This is a genomic window from Streptomyces sp. NPDC127119 (assembly GCF_042677425.1).
GTDB lineage: Bacteria > Actinomycetota > Actinomycetes > Streptomycetales > Streptomycetaceae > Streptomyces.
The window spans coordinates 1-15,500 of the sequence record NZ_JBHXTO010000187.1 but is presented as its reverse complement, the minus strand read 5'-3'; the positions used below and the strand labels follow the sequence as shown (position 1 = coordinate 15,500).

At 70.9% G+C, this 15,500-nt stretch carries 13 protein-coding genes; 9 read left to right on the top strand and 4 right to left on the bottom strand.

What is annotated here, in order from left to right; genetic code table 11:
* Positions 1 to 98: 98 nt before the first annotated feature.
* Both meaB and ACFVH5_RS40375 read right to left on the bottom strand, forming a co-directional pair.
* Complete coding sequence (gene meaB, locus ACFVH5_RS40380) at positions 99 to 1,055, bottom strand: methylmalonyl Co-A mutase-associated GTPase MeaB (protein WP_385838665.1); 957 nt, start codon at positions 1,053 to 1,055, stop codon at positions 99 to 101.
* A gap of 40 nt (positions 1,056 to 1,095) precedes the next feature.
* A complete protein-coding gene (locus ACFVH5_RS40375; RefSeq protein ID WP_385838664.1) occupies positions 1,096 to 2,298 on the bottom strand; it encodes an acetyl-CoA C-acetyltransferase in 1,203 nt (400 codons plus the stop codon).
* A gap of 148 nt (positions 2,299 to 2,446) precedes the next feature.
* Between ACFVH5_RS40375 and mce the strand changes: the two genes are divergently transcribed.
* The 7 genes from mce to ACFVH5_RS40340 all read left to right on the top strand — a co-directional run bounded on the left by mce (position 2,447) and on the right by ACFVH5_RS40340 (position 12,288).
* Positions 2,447 to 2,887 carry a methylmalonyl-CoA epimerase gene (gene mce / locus ACFVH5_RS40370; protein WP_384803093.1) on the top strand — a complete coding sequence of 147 codons (441 nt, stop codon included), beginning with the start codon at positions 2,447 to 2,449 and terminating at the stop codon, positions 2,885 to 2,887.
* Between the two features lie 231 nt (positions 2,888 to 3,118).
* Complete coding sequence (scy, locus tag ACFVH5_RS40365) at positions 3,119 to 6,967, top strand: polarized growth protein Scy (RefSeq protein WP_385838663.1); 3,849 nt, start codon at positions 3,119 to 3,121, stop codon at positions 6,965 to 6,967.
* Between the two features lie 183 nt (positions 6,968 to 7,150).
* Positions 7,151 to 8,086, top strand: a complete 936-nt coding sequence (locus ACFVH5_RS40360; RefSeq protein ID WP_107021278.1) for a cellulose-binding protein — start codon at positions 7,151 to 7,153, stop codon at positions 8,084 to 8,086.
* Positions 8,087 to 8,305: 219 nt separating this feature from the next.
* Positions 8,306 to 9,322, top strand: coding sequence for an ABC transporter ATP-binding protein (locus ACFVH5_RS40355; RefSeq protein ID WP_385838662.1), 1,017 nt, complete (start codon positions 8,306 to 8,308; stop codon positions 9,320 to 9,322).
* A 4-nt stretch (positions 9,323 to 9,326) separates the two neighbouring features.
* On the top strand, positions 9,327 to 10,097 hold the full coding sequence (locus tag ACFVH5_RS40350) for an ABC transporter permease (RefSeq protein ID WP_385838661.1): 771 nt from the start codon (positions 9,327 to 9,329) through the stop codon (positions 10,095 to 10,097).
* 110 nt (positions 10,098 to 10,207) lie between these two features.
* Entirely contained in the window at positions 10,208 to 11,446 is a 1,239-nt protein-coding gene (locus tag ACFVH5_RS40345) for an ABC transporter ATP-binding protein (RefSeq protein ID WP_384803105.1), read from the top strand.
* Entirely contained in the window at positions 11,443 to 12,288 is an 846-nt protein-coding gene (locus ACFVH5_RS40340; RefSeq protein ID WP_385838660.1) for an ABC transporter permease subunit, read from the top strand. Before ACFVH5_RS40345 ends, ACFVH5_RS40340 begins: the two co-directional genes overlap by 4 nt.
* A 31-nt stretch (positions 12,289 to 12,319) precedes the next feature.
* On the opposite strand, the gene ACFVH5_RS40335 is transcribed toward ACFVH5_RS40340, so the two are convergent.
* The gene (locus ACFVH5_RS40335; RefSeq protein ID WP_385838659.1) at positions 12,320 to 12,649 is read right to left on the bottom strand and encodes an ATP/GTP-binding protein; all 330 of its coding nucleotides are present in this window, start codon (positions 12,647 to 12,649) and stop codon (positions 12,320 to 12,322) included.
* Between the two features lie 218 nt (positions 12,650 to 12,867).
* Between ACFVH5_RS40335 and ACFVH5_RS40330 the strand changes: the two genes are divergently transcribed.
* Positions 12,868 to 13,902, top strand: a complete 1,035-nt coding sequence (locus tag ACFVH5_RS40330; RefSeq protein ID WP_385838658.1) for an LLM class flavin-dependent oxidoreductase — start codon at positions 12,868 to 12,870, stop codon at positions 13,900 to 13,902.
* Positions 13,903 to 14,053: 151 nt separating this feature from the next.
* Here the strand turns inward: ACFVH5_RS40330 and ACFVH5_RS40325 are convergent, their stop codons facing one another.
* Complete coding sequence (locus ACFVH5_RS40325) at positions 14,054 to 14,446, bottom strand: SCO5389 family protein (RefSeq protein ID WP_107021284.1); 393 nt, start codon at positions 14,444 to 14,446, stop codon at positions 14,054 to 14,056.
* Positions 14,447 to 14,745: 299 nt separating this feature from the next.
* Here ACFVH5_RS40325 and nucS point away from each other — a divergent pair, with 299 nt between their 5' ends.
* On the top strand, positions 14,746 to 15,417 hold the full coding sequence (gene nucS / locus ACFVH5_RS40320) for an endonuclease NucS (RefSeq protein WP_107021285.1): 672 nt from the start codon (positions 14,746 to 14,748) through the stop codon (positions 15,415 to 15,417).
* The last annotated feature ends 83 nt before the right edge of the window (positions 15,418 to 15,500 follow it).

The following is a 15,500-nucleotide window of genomic DNA, read 5'->3' as shown; positions in this document are numbered from 1 at the left end:
GCTGAGATGTCCCCGGACCGGCGGACATCTCAGCCCGTCCGGCGTTTGAGGACACAGTGACGGGAAGGGTAGGGGCGGCGGGGGCGAGGGAAGGTCGTTCAGGGGCCCGTCAGGTTCTGGATCAGGGAGTCCGCCGCCCGGTACGGGTCCAGGTCTCCCGAGACGATCCGGGCCGCGAGCGCACTGAGGCGGCGGTCTCCGTGCAGGGAACCGATCCGCTCCCGCAGCGCCGTGACCGCGATCGCCTCGACCTCCCGGGACGCGCGGGCGAGCCGCCGCGCAGCGAGCTCCCCCCGTTCGTCCATCCACGCCCGGTGCTTCTCCAGCGCCTCGACGACCTCGTCGATGCCCTCCCCGCGCGAGGCCACCGTCTTGACGATGGGGGGCCGCCAGTCCCCCGGGCCCCGGGACTCGCCGAGCCCGAGCATGTGGTTCAGCTCACGTGCCGTCGTGTCGGCCCCGTCCCGGTCGGCCTTGTTGACCACGTACACGTCGCCGATCTCCAGGATTCCGGCCTTGGCCGCCTGGATGCCGTCCCCCATGCCGGGGGCCAACAGCACCACGCTCGTGTCCGCCTGCGAGGCGATCTCCACCTCGGACTGGCCTACGCCGACGGTCTCGACGAGGACGACGTCGCAGCCGGCCGCGTCGAGCACCCGGACGGCCTGGGGCGCGGCCCACGCGAGCCCGCCGAGGTGCCCGCGGGTGGCCATGGAGCGGATGTAGACGCCGGGGTCCGAGGCGTGGTCGGACATCCGGACGCGGTCGCCGAGCAGCGCCCCGCCGGAGAACGGCGACGACGGGTCGACGGCGAGGACGCCGACCCGCTTGCCCTGCCGCCGGTAGGCGGACACGAGCGCCGACGTGGAGGTCGACTTGCCGACGCCCGGTGATCCGGTGAGGCCGACGACGTACGCGTTGCCCGCGAGCGGGGCCAGCGCGGCCATGACCTCGCGCAGTTGCGGGGACGCCCCCTCCACCAGGGAGATCAGCCTGGCCACGGCCCTCGGCCGGCCTTCCCTGGCCGCGGCCACCAGCGAGGGGACGTCCTGCATCACAGCTCCGTTCGGTAGATCGGCCGGCCCGCAGCGCGGGTCAGGCGCCGGGGACCCGCACGATCAGCGCGTCGCCCTGGCCTCCGCCACCGCACAGCGCCGCCGCGCCCACGCCGCCGCCGCGCCGCTTCAGTTCGAGGGCGAGGTGCAGGACGAGCCGGGCGCCGGACATGCCGATCGGGTGGCCCAGCGCGATGGCGCCGCCGTTGACGTTCACCTTTTCCGTGGACACGCCGAGATCCTTCATTGACTGGACCGCGACGGCGGCGAAGGCCTCGTTGATCTCGATCAGGTCAAGATCCTCGACGCCGATGCCCTCCTTCTTGAGGGCGTGCTGGATGGCGTTCGACGGCTGCGACTGCAAAGAGTTGTCGGGTCCCGCGACGTTTCCGTGGGCGCCGATCTCCGCGATCCAGTCGAGGCCGAGCGCCTCGGCCCTGGCCTTGCTCATGACGACGACGGCGGCGGCGCCGTCGGAGATCTGCGAGGCCGAGCCGGCCGTGATCGTGCCGTCCTTGGTGAAGGCGGGGCGCAGCCGGCCGAGCGACTCGGGGGTCGTCTCGCCGCGGATGCCCTCGTCCTGGCTGAAGACGACGGGGTCGCCCTTGCGCTGCGGGATCTCGACGGGGGTGATCTCCGCCTCGAAGGTGCCGTTCTTCTGCGCGGCGGCGGCCCGCTGGTGGGACAGGGCGGCGATCTCGTCCTGTTCGGGCCGCAGGATGCCCAGGCGGGTGTTGTGCTTCTCCGTCGACTCGCCCATGGCGATGTTCTCGAAGGCGTCGGTCAGCCCGTCGTGCGCCATCGCGTCGAGCATCTCGATCGCGCCGTACTTGTAGCCCTCACGGGACTTCGGCAGCAGGTGGGGGGCGTTGGTCATCGACTCCTGGCCGCCCGCGACCACGATGTCGAACTCACCGGCGCGGATCAGCTGGTCGGCGAGCGCGATGGCGTCGAGGCCGGACAGACACACCTTGTTGATCGTGAGCGCCGGGACGCTCATCGGGATGCCCGCCTTGACGGCGGCCTGGCGTGCCGGGATCTGCCCTGCCCCGGCCTGGAGCACCTGGCCCATGATCACGTACTGCACCTGGTCGCCGCCGATGCCCGCACGGTCGAGGGCGGCCTTGATCGCGAATCCACCGAGGTCGGCTCCCGAGAAGGACTTCAGGGAGCCGAGCAGCCGTCCCATCGGGGTGCGTGCACCCGCAACGATGACGGAGGTGGTGTTGTTCGTTCCAGACATGAGGAGCGATCCCCTTCCAGCTTGCACAGCCGAGGAGTGAACGAGGGTTTACTCAAGAAGGTACTGAGCGGTAGGCCAGCCGTCATCCGGCACGTCGTGTGATCGCGCGCACGTTGCGTAACCGCTCTCGGAGCGCTGCACTGACAGCATGCTGACGCGAATCGACCACATCGGGATCGCCTGTTTCGACCTCGACGCGACCGTCGAGTTCTACCGGGCCACGTACGGCTTCGAGGTGTACCACTCCGAGGTCAACGAGGAGCAGGGCGTGCGCGAGGCCATGCTCAAGATCAATGAGACGTCCGACGGAGGCGCCTCCTACCTGCAGCTCCTGGAACCCACCCGCGAGGACTCCGCGGTCGGAAAGTGGCTGGCCAAGAACGGTGAGGGCGTACATCACATCGCCTTCGGCACGGCGGACGTGGACGCGGACGCGGCCGGCATCCGGGGCAAGGGCGTACGCGTGCTGTACGACGAGCCGCGCAGGGGTTCGATGGGGTCCAGGATCACCTTTCTGCACCCGAAGGATTGCCATGGCGTCCTGACAGAACTGGTCACTTCGGCGCCAGTTGAGTCACCTGAGCACTGACCTCCGTATATCTGGGCCGGTAGGGTTGGGCACGGCCGTCGCCTCTTCGGGGCGGTCCGGGTCCTCATCGTCAGGATCCGAGGGCCGGGGTCCAGGTTTCGGGGGACGAGCGTCGGGGGAGCAGCCCTTGCTCCGCCGTTGATCTGACACCATTCCCCGGGGGCCCTGTCCGGCGGATGGACGGTGCTCGTTTGGAGAGACTTGCGACCAGGGGACGGATGGGACCGCGCAGTGCGGGGCTACGAACGCCAGGAGCGAGAGCCGGCGGCTGACGTCGACCACCTCTCTCGGTTCGAGGCCGAGATGGAACGGCTGAAGACCGAGCGGGAGAAGGCCGTCCAGCACGCCGAGGACCTCGGCTATCAGGTCGAGGTGCTGCGCGCCAAGCTGCACGAGGCGCGCCGCAGTCTGGCGACCCGGCCTGCCTACGACAGTGCCGACATCGGCTATCAGGCCGAGCAGATGCTCCGTAATGCCCAGGTTCAGGCCGATCAGCTGCGCCAGGACGCCGAGCGGGAGCTGAGCCAGGCCCGCGCGCAGACGCAGCGGATCCTGCAGGAGCACGCGGAGCAGGCCGCCCGTCTCCAGGCGGAGCTGCATCAGGAGGCGGTCACCCGCCGCCAGCAGCTCGACCAGGAGCTGGCCGAGCGCCGCCAGAGCGTCGAGTCGCACGTCAACGAGAACGTGGCGTGGGCCGAGCAGCTGCGGGCCCGCAGCGAGCAGCAGGCCCGCCGGCTGGCCGACGAGTCGCGCGGCGAGGCCGAGCAGGCCCTGGCCGCCGCCCGCGCGGAGGCCGAGCGGGTCGCGGGAGAGGCCCGCCAGCGGCTGCAGAGCGACGCCGAGCGGGCGCGTGCGGAGGCGGAGGCGCTGCTGCGCCGGGCCCGCACCGACGCGGAGCGGCTGCTGAACGCGGCTTCGACGCAGGCCCAGGAGGCCACCGACCACGCCGAGCAGCTGCGCAGCTCGACCGCGTCCGACTCGGACAACGCCCGCCGGCAGGCCGGCGAGCTGAGCCGCGCCGCCGAGCAGCGCATCAACGAGGCCGAGACGGCCCTGCGCGAGGCGCGGGCCGAGGCGGAGAAGGTCCTCGCCGAGGCCAAGGAGGCCGCGGCCAAGGCGCTCTCCGGCGCGGAGTCGGCGAACGAACAGCGCACGCGTACGGCCAAGGAGCAGGTCGCCCGGCTGGTCGGCGAGGCGATCAAGGAGGCCGAGGCCACCAAGGCCGAGGCCGAGCAGGTCGTCGCGGACGCCCGTACCAAGGCCGAGAAGATCACCGCGGAGGCCGAGGAGAACGCCCGCAGTCTCACCGCCGAGGAGACCGCGTCCCAGCTCGCCAAGGCGGCCCGTACCGCCGAGGACGTGCTGAACAAGGCGTCCGAGGAAGCCAAGACGACCACCAGGGCCGCCTCCGAGGAGGCCGAGCGGATCCGCGCCGAGGCCGAGGCCGAGGCGGACCGGCTGCGCGCCGAGGCGCACGACATCGCCGAGCAGCTCAAGGGCACGGCGAAGGACGACACCAAGGAGTACCGCGCCAAGACGGTCGAGCTGCAGGAGGAGGCGCGCAGGCTGCGCGGCGACGCCGAGCAGCTGCGCGCGGACGCCAACGAAGAGGGCGAGCGGATCCGCTCCGAGGCCCGGCGCGAGGCCGTCCAGCAGATCGAGGAGGCGGCCAGGACCGCCGAGGAGCTGCTGTCCAAGGCGAAGGCCGACGCGGACGAACTGCGGTCGAACGCCACGACGGAGAGCCAGCGGGTCCGCACCGAGGCCATCGAGCGCGCCACGACGCTGCGCCGGCAGGCCGAGGAGACCCTGGAGCGCACCCGTGCGGAGGCCGAGCGGCACCGCACGGAGGCCGTCGAGCAGTCCGACGAGATCAAGGCGGAGGCCGAGCGGGCCGCCGGCGAGCTGCACGAGGAGACCGAGCGGGCCATAGCGGCCCGGCAGGCCGAGGCGGCCGAGGGGCTGACCCGGCTGCACACGGAGGCCGAGGAGCGCCTCGCCTCCGCCGAGCAGGCGCTCACCGACGCCCGTGAGCAGTCCGAGCGGATCCGCCGCGAGGCCTCCGAGGAGATCGACCGGCTGCGCGCCGAGGCCGCCGAGCGGATCCGTACGCTCCAGGCGCAGGCCGAGACGGAGGCCGAGCGGCTGCGCACGGAGGCCGCCTCGGACGCGTCCGCGTCCCGTGCCGAGGGCGAGGCCATCGCCGTACGGCTGCGTTCGGACGCCGCGGTGGAGGCCGAGCGGCTCAAGACGGAGGCACAGGACACCGCCGACCGCGTACGGGCCGAGGCACAGGCCGCCGCCGAGCGGCTGGCCACCGAGGCCGCCGAGGCGCTGTCCGCGGCCCAGGAGGAGGCGGCCAGGCGCCGCCGCGAGGCCGAGGAACTGCTCGGCGCCGCCCGCCAGGAGGCCGACCAGGAGCGCGAGCGGGCCCGCGAGCAGAGCGAGGAGCTGCTGGCCTCGGCGCGCAACCGCGTGGAGGAGGCCCAGACCGAGGCCGTACGGCTGGTCGAGGAGGCGGACCGCCGGGCGACCGAGATGGTGTCGGCCGCCGAGCAGACCGCGCAGCAGGTGCGCGACGCCGTGGCCGGGCTGCACGAGCAGGCCCAGGAGGAGATCTCGGGCCTGCGCAGCGCCGCCGAGCACGTGGCGGAGCGCATGCGCACGGAGGCCCAGCAGGAGTCCGACCGGGTCCGCGCCGACGCCCACGCGGAGCGGGAGCGGGCGGCCGAGGACGGCAACCGGGTCCGGCGCGAGGCCCAGGCCGAGTCGGAGGCCGCGAAGTCCCTCGCGGAGCGCACGGTCTCGGAGGCGATCGCGGAGTCCGAGCGGCTGCGTTCGGACGCCTCGGAGTATGTGCAGCGGGCGCGTACGGAGGCCTCGGACGCCATCGCGTCGGCCGAGCAGGACGCCTCGCGTTCCCGGGCCGAGGCCAGGGACGACGCCAACCGCATCCGGTCGGACGCGGCGAAGCAGGCGGACACCCTCATCACCGAGACGACGGCCGAGGTCGAGCGGCTCACCGCGGAGACCAACCAGGAGGCGGAGCGCGTCCGCGCCGAGTCCGTGGCGAAGGCCGAGAAGCTGATCTCGGACGCGACGGGCGACGCGGAGCGGCTGCGCGCCGAGGCGGCCGACACGGTCGGCTCCGCCCAGCAGCACTCCGAGCGGATCCGTACGGAGGCCCAGCGCTTCAAGGCCGAGGCCGCCCAGGAGGCCGACCGCCTCATGTCGAACGCCCGCGACGAGGCCGACGACACGCTGGACAAGGCGCGCCAGGAGGCCAACAAGCGGCGCTCCGAGGCGGCCGAGCAGGTCGACAAGCTGATCACGGAGACGACCGCCGAGGCCGACAAGCTCCTCTCGGAGTCGCAGCAGAGCGCCCACAAGACCACCGCGGACGCCGAGGCACAGGCCGACACGATGGTGGGCGCCGCGCGCCACGAGGCGGAGCGGCTGCTGTCCGAGGCGACGGTCGAGGGCAACACCCGGGTGGAGCGGGCCAGGACGGACGCCGACGAGCTGCTGGTCGGCGCGCGCCGGGACGCGACGGCCATAAGGGAGCGGGCCGAGGAGCTGCGGGACCGGATCACCGGCGAGATCGAGGAACTGCACGACCGGGCCCGCCGGGAGTCCGCCGAGACGATGAAGGCGGCGGGCGATCGGTGCGACGCGCTGATCAGGGCCGCCGAGGACCAGCTGAAGGAGGCCGAGGCGAAGGCCAAGGACCTCGTGTCGGAGGCCGGTTCGGAGGCGAGCAAGGTCCGGATCGCCGCGGTGAAGAAGGCGGAGGGGCTCCTCAAGGAGGCCGAGCAGAAGAAGGCCGCGCTCATCGCGGAGGCCGAGGGCATCAGATCCGAGGCGGTCCGCGAGGCGCGGGCCGCGGTCGAGGAGGGCAAGCGCGAGCTGGAGGTGCTGGTCCGCCGTCGGCAGGACATCAATGCCGAGATCTCCCGTGTCCAGGACGTCCTGGAGGCGTTGGAATCCTTTGAGGCGCCGTCGAGTGGCAAGGACGGGGGCGTCAAGGCGGGCGCGGCGGCCGGTGCGACCCGTTCGGGTGGCAAGCCGTCCGAGGGCTAGCCAGATGGGCAACTTCCGTGCATGCCGGGGGGCTTCGGTGAAGCTCCCTGGCAAGCGTTCCGGCCGTTAGCCACCAAAAAGGGTGTCATTCTCCATATCAATCGGGCTACTGCTCGATGACACACCGTTTTGGCCCCTAGGATTCCACCTATCACCTCACCGGTCTCATTCGACAGGAACCCCATGAGCGACACTTCCCCCTACGGCTTCGAGCTTGTGCGGCGTGGGTACGACCGCGCTCAGGTGGACGAACGCATTTCGAAGCTCGTCTCCGACCGTGACAGCGCTCTGGCCCGTATCACTGCTCTCGAAAAGCGCATCGAGGAACTCCATCTCGAAACGCAGAACGCCCAGGCCCAGGTAAGCGACGCCGAGCCGTCGTACGCCGGCCTCGGCGCCCGCGTCGAGAAGATCCTCCGCCTCGCCGAGGAGGAGGCCAAGGACCTGCGCGAGGAGGCCCGTCGCGCGGCGGAGCAGCACCGTGAGCTCGCCGAATCGGCGGCCCAGCAGGTGCGCAACGACGCAGAATCGTTCGCTGCGGACCGCAAGTCCAAGGCGGAGGACGAAGGCGTCCGGATCGTCGAGAAGGCCAAGACGGACGCCTCGCAGCTCCGTCAGGAGGCGACGAAGGACGCCCAGTCGAAGCGCGAGGAGGCGGACGCCCTCTTCGAGGAGACCCGCGCGAAGGCCGCGCAGGCCGCCGCCGACTTCGAGACGAACCTCGCCAAGCGGCGTGAGCAGTCCGAGCGCGACCTGGCCTCGCGTCAGGCCAAGGCCGAGAAGCGTCTCGCGGAGATCGAGCACCGTGCGGAGCAGCTTCGGCTCGAGGCCGAGAAGCTGCGTACGGACGCCGAGCGTCGTGCCCGTCAGACCGTCGAGACGGCTCAGCGGCAGGCCGAGGACATCGTGGCCGACGCGAACGCGAAGGCCGACCGGATCCGGTCGGAGTCCGAGCGCGAGCTTGCGGCTCTCACGAACCGGCGTGACTCGATCAACGCGCAGCTCACGAATGTGCGCGAGATGCTGGCGACGCTCACCGGTGCGGCTGTTGCCGCCGCCGGGTCGCCCGCCGAGGACGAGCCGATCACTCGTGGGGTGCCGGCTCAGCAGTCGCGCTAGGCGCTGGCCCTGGCCCCGTACGGGTCGGGTTGAGGTTGTGGGGATCTGCGGGCCCGTCGTGGCTGGTCGCGCAGTTCCCCGCGCCCCTCACGGAGCTGTGGCTGGTCGCGCCCACGCGACGGAGTCGCACATCTATACAGCCCCGCGCCCCTTCGGGGGCGCCATCCGAGCCCCCTGCCTCCAGTGGCAGGGGGCTTTGTTGCGTTTTAGCCTCGGGGCATGATCGAGGTTGCGGGGCTGACCAAGCGGTACGGCGAGAAGATGGCTGTGAATCAGCTGACGTTCGACGTGCGGCCCGGGATCGTCACCGGGTTTCTCGGGCCGAACGGGGCCGGGAAGTCCACGACCATGCGGATGATGCTCGGGCTCGACCGGCCGACCGCGGGTGACGTGCGGATCGACGGGCAGCACTACGACCGGCTCAAGGACCCGCTCACGTACATCGGAGCCCTGCTCGACGCCAAGGCCATGCACGGTGGCCGCAGCGCCTTCAACCACCTGCTGTGCCTCGCGCAGAGCAACGGCATCCCGCGCAGCCGGGTGCACGAGGTGCTGGACACCGTCGGACTCACCGCGGTGGCGAAGAAGAAGGCCAAGGGCTTCTCGCTCGGCATGGGCCAGCGGCTCGGCATCGCGGGCGCGCTGCTCGGCGACCCCCGGATCCTGATGTTCGACGAGCCGGTGAACGGGCTCGACCCCGAGGGCATCCACTGGATCCGGAACCTGATGAAGTCCCTCGCCTCCCAGGGCCGTACCGTCTTCGTCTCCTCGCACCTGATGAGCGAGATGGCGCTGACCGCCGACCATCTCGTCGTGATCGGCCAGGGCCGGCTGCTCGCCGACACGTCCATGGCCGACTTCATCAGGGAGAACTCCCGCTCGTACGTACGTATCCGGTCGCCCCAGCGCGAGCTGCTGCTCGACGTGCTGCACCGGGCCGGGGTCGTCGTCGTGGAAACCGGCGTCGGGACGCTCGAGGTGGACGGGCACCGGCCCGAGGACATCGGTGAGCTGGCCGCGCGGAACCGGATCGTGCTGCACGAGCTGAGCCCCCAGCAGGCCTCGCTGGAGGAGGCGTTCATGCAGCTCACGGCGGAGTCGGTGGAGTACCACGCGCACACCGGCGCCCCGCTCGGCGCCGCGCCCCCGCCCCTCCCCGGCGAGCGGCCGGGGCCGCCGACGCCCGGACCGCAGGTGCCGGGACCCCAGTGGGGCAACGACTGGAAGAAGGGCTGATTCCATGGCCGCGACCCAGGTCCTGAGGTCCGAGTGGACCAAGATCCGGTCGGTGGCGTCCACCCTGTGGACGCTGAGCCTCGCCGCCGTGGTGACCGTCGTGCTCGGTGTGCTGATCTCGCTGCTGTCGAAGAACGAGTTCGACAAGATGAGCGCGAAGGACCGGCTCTCCTTCGACCCCACCTACATCAGCTTCGCCGGGATGAGCCTCGGCCAGCTGGCGATGATCGTGTTCGGCGTGCTGGTGGTGTCCAACGAGTACAGCACCGGCATGATCCGCACCTCGCTCTCCGCCGTCCCGCGGCGCGGCACGTTCCTGTTCAGCAAGATGGCGGTGGCGACCGTGCTCGCCTTCCTCGTGGGCATCGTGACCAGTTTCGTCGCGTTCTTCCTCGGCCAGGCGATGCTCGGCTCGCACAAGGCGGCGATCGGCGACCCGGGCGTCCTGCGCGCGGTCATCGGCGGCGGCCTCTACATGACCCTCATCGCCGTCTTCTCGATGGGCGTCGCCACGATGCTCCGCAGCCCGATGCTGTCCCTGGGCATCCTGATGCCGTTCTTCTTCCTGATCTCCGCGATCCTCGGCAACGTCTCCGCGACCAAGAAGATCGGTCGGTTCCTGCCCGACCAGGCCGGCAGCAAGATCATGCAGGTGGTCACCCCGCTCGACGACGACGTACCGTACGGGCCCTGGGGAGGGCTGGGCATCATGGTGCTGTGGGTCGTCGTCGCGGTGATCGGCGGTTACGCGCTGCTGAAGAGGCGGGACGCGTAGCGAGAGGTTTTTTACCCGCTCTTGAGGGGAACCGTCAGCGCCCCGATATCCTCCTAACCCTTACGGGGGCGTGTGCCCCGACGTCCTGAACCTTTCGATGGGTGCGGAGAATGATCGAGGCAGTCGGCCTGACGAAGCGCTACGGCGACAAGACGGCCGTGTACAACCTTTCCTTCCAGGTCAGGCCGGGCTCGGTCACCGGCTTCCTCGGCCCCAACGGGTCGGGCAAGTCCACGACCATGCGGATGATTCTCGGGCTGGACAACCCCAGCGCCGGGCAGGTGACGATCGGCGGCTACCCGTACCGCAGGCTGCCCAACGCCCCGCGCCAGGTGGGCGCGCTGCTCGACGCCAAGGCCGTGCACGGCGGCCGGCACGCCCGCAACCACCTGCTGTGCCTGGCGCAGCTGTCGGGCATCCCCGCCCGCCGGGTGGACGAGGTGCTCGGGGTCGTGGGCCTCCAGGACGTGGCGAAAAAACGCTCCAAGGGCTTCTCGCTCGGCATGGGCCAGCGGCTCGGCATCGCGGCCGCGCTGCTCGGCGACCCGCAGGTGCTCCTCTTCGACGAGCCGGTCAACGGACTCGACCCCGAGGGCATCCTCTGGGTGCGCAACCTGATGAAGTCACTGGCCGCGGAGGGCCGGACCGTCTTCGTCTCCTCGCACCTGATGAGCGAGATGGCGCTGACCGCCGACCACCTCATCGTGATCGGGCGCGGCCAGCTGCTGGCCGACATGAGCGTCCGCGACTTCATCTCGCACAACTCGGCCGACTTCGCACGGGTGCGCACCCCCGCCACCGACCCCGCCCAGCGCGAGAAGCTGACGGCCTCGCTCACGGAGGCGGGCGGTCAGGTGCTGCCGGAGCAGGACGGCGCGCTGCGTGTCACCGGGCTGCCGCTCCCCCGCATCAGCGACCTCGCCCACGACGCCGACGTACGGCTGTGGGAGCTGTCCCCGCACCAGGCCTCGCTGGAGGAGGCGTACATGCGGATGACGCAGGGCGCGGTCGACTACCGCTCCACCACCGACCAGCGCGCGGGCCTGCAGCAGCAGCTGCCGCCGGGCGCGATGGCGCCGCCGCAGATGCCGGTGCCGGGACAGGGCCAGCCGGGCTGGTACGCGCCGCCGCCGCCCCAGCAGGGCGGGCAGCCGTTCGCGATGCCCCAGGGACAGCCGCCCGCGGGCCCCTACGGCGCTCCGGGCGTCCCGGGCGCCGGGGAGCCCAACCCGTACGCCCAGCCCGCTCAGCCGGCCCCTGCGCAGTCCGCTCCCGTGCAGCCCCCGGCCGCCCCCGCGCAGCCCTCCGCCGCCGCCCCCGACCTGACCAAGCCCGAGGACGCCCGATGAGCACGCCCCAGCCGCAGATGCACCAGCAGGCCGCCCCTGCCCCGAACTGGCAGTCGGCGCCCGGGACTTCGTACACCTCGCCGATTCCGATCACGCGCACCCATCTCGGGCACGCGCTCACCTCGGAGTGGACGAAGATCAAGTCGGTGCGCTCCACGATGTGGACGCTCGGCGTGTTCCTGCTCCTGGTCGTGGGGATCGGCCTGCTCGTGGCCGCCCAGACGAACGACAACGACTACGCGGACGTCCCGTACACGATCCCCGCGTTCTTCGGGCTGATCCTCGGGCAGATCTGCCTGATCACCCTGGGCGTGCTGGTGGTCTCGTCCGAGTACGGCACGGGCATGATCCGTACGACGTTCACGGCCTCGCCCCAGCGCCACCGGGTGCTCACCGCCAAGCTGCTGATCTTCTTCGTCGTCGCGTTCGTCGTGTCGGCGCTGGCCATCGGGTTCGTCGGCCTGATCACGTCGGGCATGCACGGCGGGTCCTCGGACAACGCGTGGGGCGGGACCGTCGTGAAGGGCGCGCTGTACGTGTCGCTGCTCGGCGTGCTCGCGCTCGCCGTGGGCTCGATGCTGCGGCACTCCGCGGGCGCGATCACCGCGATGCTCGGCGTCGTGCTGGTCCCGGCGATCATGCCGGCGTTCCTGATGATGTCCGAGAGCATGCGCACGATCGGGGAGAAGATGCTGGACTACAACGCCCCGAACGCGCTCGCCAAGATCTTCGAACTCGACTCCGAGAACGGTGGCGGCGGCTCGCAGCTGCTCCTGCTCGTCGGGGTCACCGCCGCGGCGATCGCGGGCGCGTACGTGCTTCTTGAGCGGCGGGACGTCTGAGCTTCACCGTGTCCGCGTGTGCGCAGGGGGTCTAGAACCTCGGCGCGTTCCGGGACCGCTGCACCCTCGTGGTGCGGCGGTCCTTCGCGTTCCAGCACGACTTGTGCCAGTGGCGGCGCTCGTCCACCCCGGAGTGCTCGGGCCAGGCGACCACGTGCGGGACGCCGGAGGGAATCTGCTGGTCGCAGCCCGGGCAGCGGTAGGTCTTGCCCTGCGCGCTCGCGCCCGCCACGTGCCGTACGCTCCAGGACTCGCCCTGCCAGCTCTCGGCCGACTGCCAGCCGCCGTACCGGTCGGACGGATCCTCCTCCGCGCTCCGGCCGGAGCCACCGACGTGGGGACGGTTGCGACGCGGGGACACAGGACACCTCACGGAGCTATACAGGGAGCAGGGGCTGCGTCCAGCCTACGCGGAGCTCCCAGGGGTACGCGTACGTCACCAATCCCCACAGACCTCCCGCACGGTCGGCTCATTCTCCAGACAATCCGCCAATCTCCCCGCCAAGCCGTGACTTTGGCACGTGTCAGACGGTTATGCGGGATGGGGGAGCCTCGTCGGCACAAGGAGGCAGGAGCGCGATGCGCGTAGGAAGTTTCGTTCTGGCAGCCCAGTTTCCCGGTCAGGGACAGGGCGAGGCGCTGCACCGCGCGGTGCGGTCGGCGGAGGTCGCCGAGGAGGCCGGGCTCGACACGGTATGGCTGGCCGAGCACCACTTCGTGCCGTACGGGACGTGCCCGTCGGCCGTGACACTCGCGGCGCTGCTGCTGGGCCGCACCCAGCGGATCCGGGTCGGTACGGCGGTCAGCGTGCTGCCCACCGTGCACCCGGTGGCACTCGGCGAACAGGCCGCGCTGCTGCACGTGACCTCGGGCGGACGTTTCTCGCTCGGGGTGGGGCGCGGCGGACCGTGGGTCGACCTGGAGGTCTTCGGAACGGGCCTCGAAGCATACGAACACGGGTTCCCGGAATCACTCGATCTGCTGATGAGCTGGCTGCGCCGGCCATCCGTGGCGGGCGGCTCCGAGCGATTCGGCTTCCGTGAGGTCCCGGTCGTACCGCGGCCGTCGGAAGCCCTGTCGGGCGGCGAGAGCCCCGAGGTCGTCGTCGCGTGCACCTCGCCGTCGAGCGTCAGGATGGCCGCCGAGCGCGGGCTTCCGATGCTCCTCGGCATGCACGTGGGGGACGAGGAGAAGGCCGAGATGGTCGCGCTGTGGCGGACGTACGCGCTCGCCGCGGGGCACTCCCCCGACGACCTCACGGTCGCCGGCGCCTCCCATGTGTCGGCCGGGGTCGCACAGATCGCGGACCGGCGGACGGACGCCGTCGAGACGCTGCAGAAAGCCATGCCGGGCTGGCTGCGGCAGGGTCTTGAGGCCCATGTGACGGTGGACGACCGCAAGCGCTCGATGCGCGACCCCGTGGCCTACACCGAACTCCTCTGCGGGCTGCACCCGGTGGGCACGCCCCAGCTGTGCGCGGACCGCCTCGCGGCGACCTCCGAGCGCACCGGGATCACCCGCTTCGCGCTCCTCGTGGAGGGCTCCGGCGATCTGGCCGCCACGGAGGAGAACGTACGGCGGCTGGGGGGCGAGGTACTGCCACGGCTCCGGTGATCGGCGGACCGGCGCACCGGACCGGGATCACCGCACCCCGCCGCCACGGACCCGGGGCCCGGGCCGAACAGACCCGGGCCACGGGAAGCCTGCCGCTCCCGTACAGAACACCTCCCGCATACGGAGCGGCAGACGGGGTGGCATCACCGCATCAGCAGTCCCGGAACTCCGGCGACTGGTTCAGCAGCTGACTTCGCACCGACGTGAAGCGGGTCAGGGTGTCGTCCACCGAGCCGTCCAGCGGGAACACTGCCACCCGGTGGCAGTTCTGGAAGGCCAGCCTCACCCCGAAGTGCCGCTGCAACGCACCTCGTATCGCGTCACTCGCGAGGGCACGCAGCAGCTGGCCCCGCGCCTGCTCGTCCGGCGGAGGCGTCTGGTTGTCGGCGAAGTTGCCGCCGTCCACCTTCAGCTGTGCCACCAGGGAGCTGATCATCTCCCATGCGTAGGGCAGGGAGGTCCGGACGCAGTCGACGAATTCCGCTTCGTCGACCTCGCCTCGCTCGGCCTTTTCGAGTAGGGCCGGTGAGACGTCCAGCGACATGGGTTCTCCTCTCGCACCCCCTCGGCAGAGGGGGTTGACGGACAGGGAAGGAGACCGCGATGTCGAACACGCTGAGTACATGCATCGCGACCTCCCGTTTATACGGTAAGCAACTGTTCGTGGCCGCACCAGGACATTGGGCACACAGCGAAGACCCAACGTGCACACAACCGGCCACTTTCGAACAGGGCTTATCCGGGGAAACAGGGGCGACAGGGAAGTCTGCGGGGAGGCCTCCGGTCAACGGGCATCCTGGCCGGATCGCGCCGACCCGTGCCGGTCGAGTAGCGTTGCCGACCATGCGTCTCGTCATTGCCCGCTGCTCCGTTGACTACGCGGGCCGGCTCACCGCCCATCTCCCGTCGGCCCCCCGTCTCATCCTCGTGAAGGCGGACGGCAGCGTCTCGATCCACGCGGACGACCGGGCCTACAAGCCCCTCAACTGGATGTCGCCGCCCTGCACCCTGAAGGAGGGTTCGGGGGACGACGAAGGTGTGTGGACCGTCATCAACAAGGCGGGCGAGAAGCTCATCATCACCATGGAGGAGGTCCTCCACGACTCCTCGCACGAGCTCGGCGTCGACCCCGGCCTGATCAAGGACGGCGTGGAGGCGCACCTCCAGGAACTGCTCGCCGACCGGATCGAGATCCTCGGCGAGGGCTACTCGCTGATCCGCCGCGAGTACATGACGGCCATCGGCCCGGTCGACATCCTGTGCCGCGACGCGGACGGCAAGACCGTCGCCGTGGAGATCAAGCGGCGCGGCGAGATCGACGGCGTGGAGCAACTGACGCGCTACCTCGACCTGTTGAACCGCGACCCGCATCTCGCGCCGGTCCGCGGCATCTTCGCCGCCCAGGAGATCAAGCCGCAGGCCCGCGTGCTCGCCACGGACCGGGGCATCGGCTGCACGGTCCTCGACTACAACGCGATGCGGGGCATCGAGGACGACAAGCTGCGGCTGTTCTGACCCGGGCCGGAATCGTTCGTACGGCATGACGGTGGGCCGGGACCTGAGAGAGGTCCCGGCCCCCCGTCAAGCCGAGACTCCGT

Coding starts and splice junctions, on each gene's coding strand:
- ACFVH5_RS40340 (WP_385838660.1), top strand. CDS start 11,443: ATGAGCACGCCCCAGCCGCAGATGCACCAGCAGGCCGCCCCTGCCCCG.
- nucS (WP_107021285.1), top strand. CDS start 14,746: ATGCGTCTCGTCATTGCCCGCTGCTCCGTTGACTACGCGGGCCGGCTC.
- ACFVH5_RS40325 (WP_107021284.1), bottom strand. CDS start 14,446: ATGTCGCTGGACGTCTCACCGGCCCTACTCGAAAAGGCCGAGCGAGGC.
- ACFVH5_RS40355 (WP_385838662.1), top strand. CDS start 8,306: ATGATCGAGGTTGCGGGGCTGACCAAGCGGTACGGCGAGAAGATGGCT.
- ACFVH5_RS40375 (WP_385838664.1), bottom strand. CDS start 2,298: ATGTCTGGAACGAACAACACCACCTCCGTCATCGTTGCGGGTGCACGC.
- ACFVH5_RS40345 (WP_384803105.1), top strand. CDS start 10,208: ATGATCGAGGCAGTCGGCCTGACGAAGCGCTACGGCGACAAGACGGCC.
- ACFVH5_RS40360 (WP_107021278.1), top strand. CDS start 7,151: ATGAGCGACACTTCCCCCTACGGCTTCGAGCTTGTGCGGCGTGGGTAC.
- ACFVH5_RS40330 (WP_385838658.1), top strand. CDS start 12,868: ATGCGCGTAGGAAGTTTCGTTCTGGCAGCCCAGTTTCCCGGTCAGGGA.
- mce (WP_384803093.1), top strand. CDS start 2,447: ATGCTGACGCGAATCGACCACATCGGGATCGCCTGTTTCGACCTCGAC.
- meaB (WP_385838665.1), bottom strand. CDS start 1,055: ATGCAGGACGTCCCCTCGCTGGTGGCCGCGGCCAGGGAAGGCCGGCCG.
- ACFVH5_RS40350 (WP_385838661.1), top strand. CDS start 9,327: ATGGCCGCGACCCAGGTCCTGAGGTCCGAGTGGACCAAGATCCGGTCG.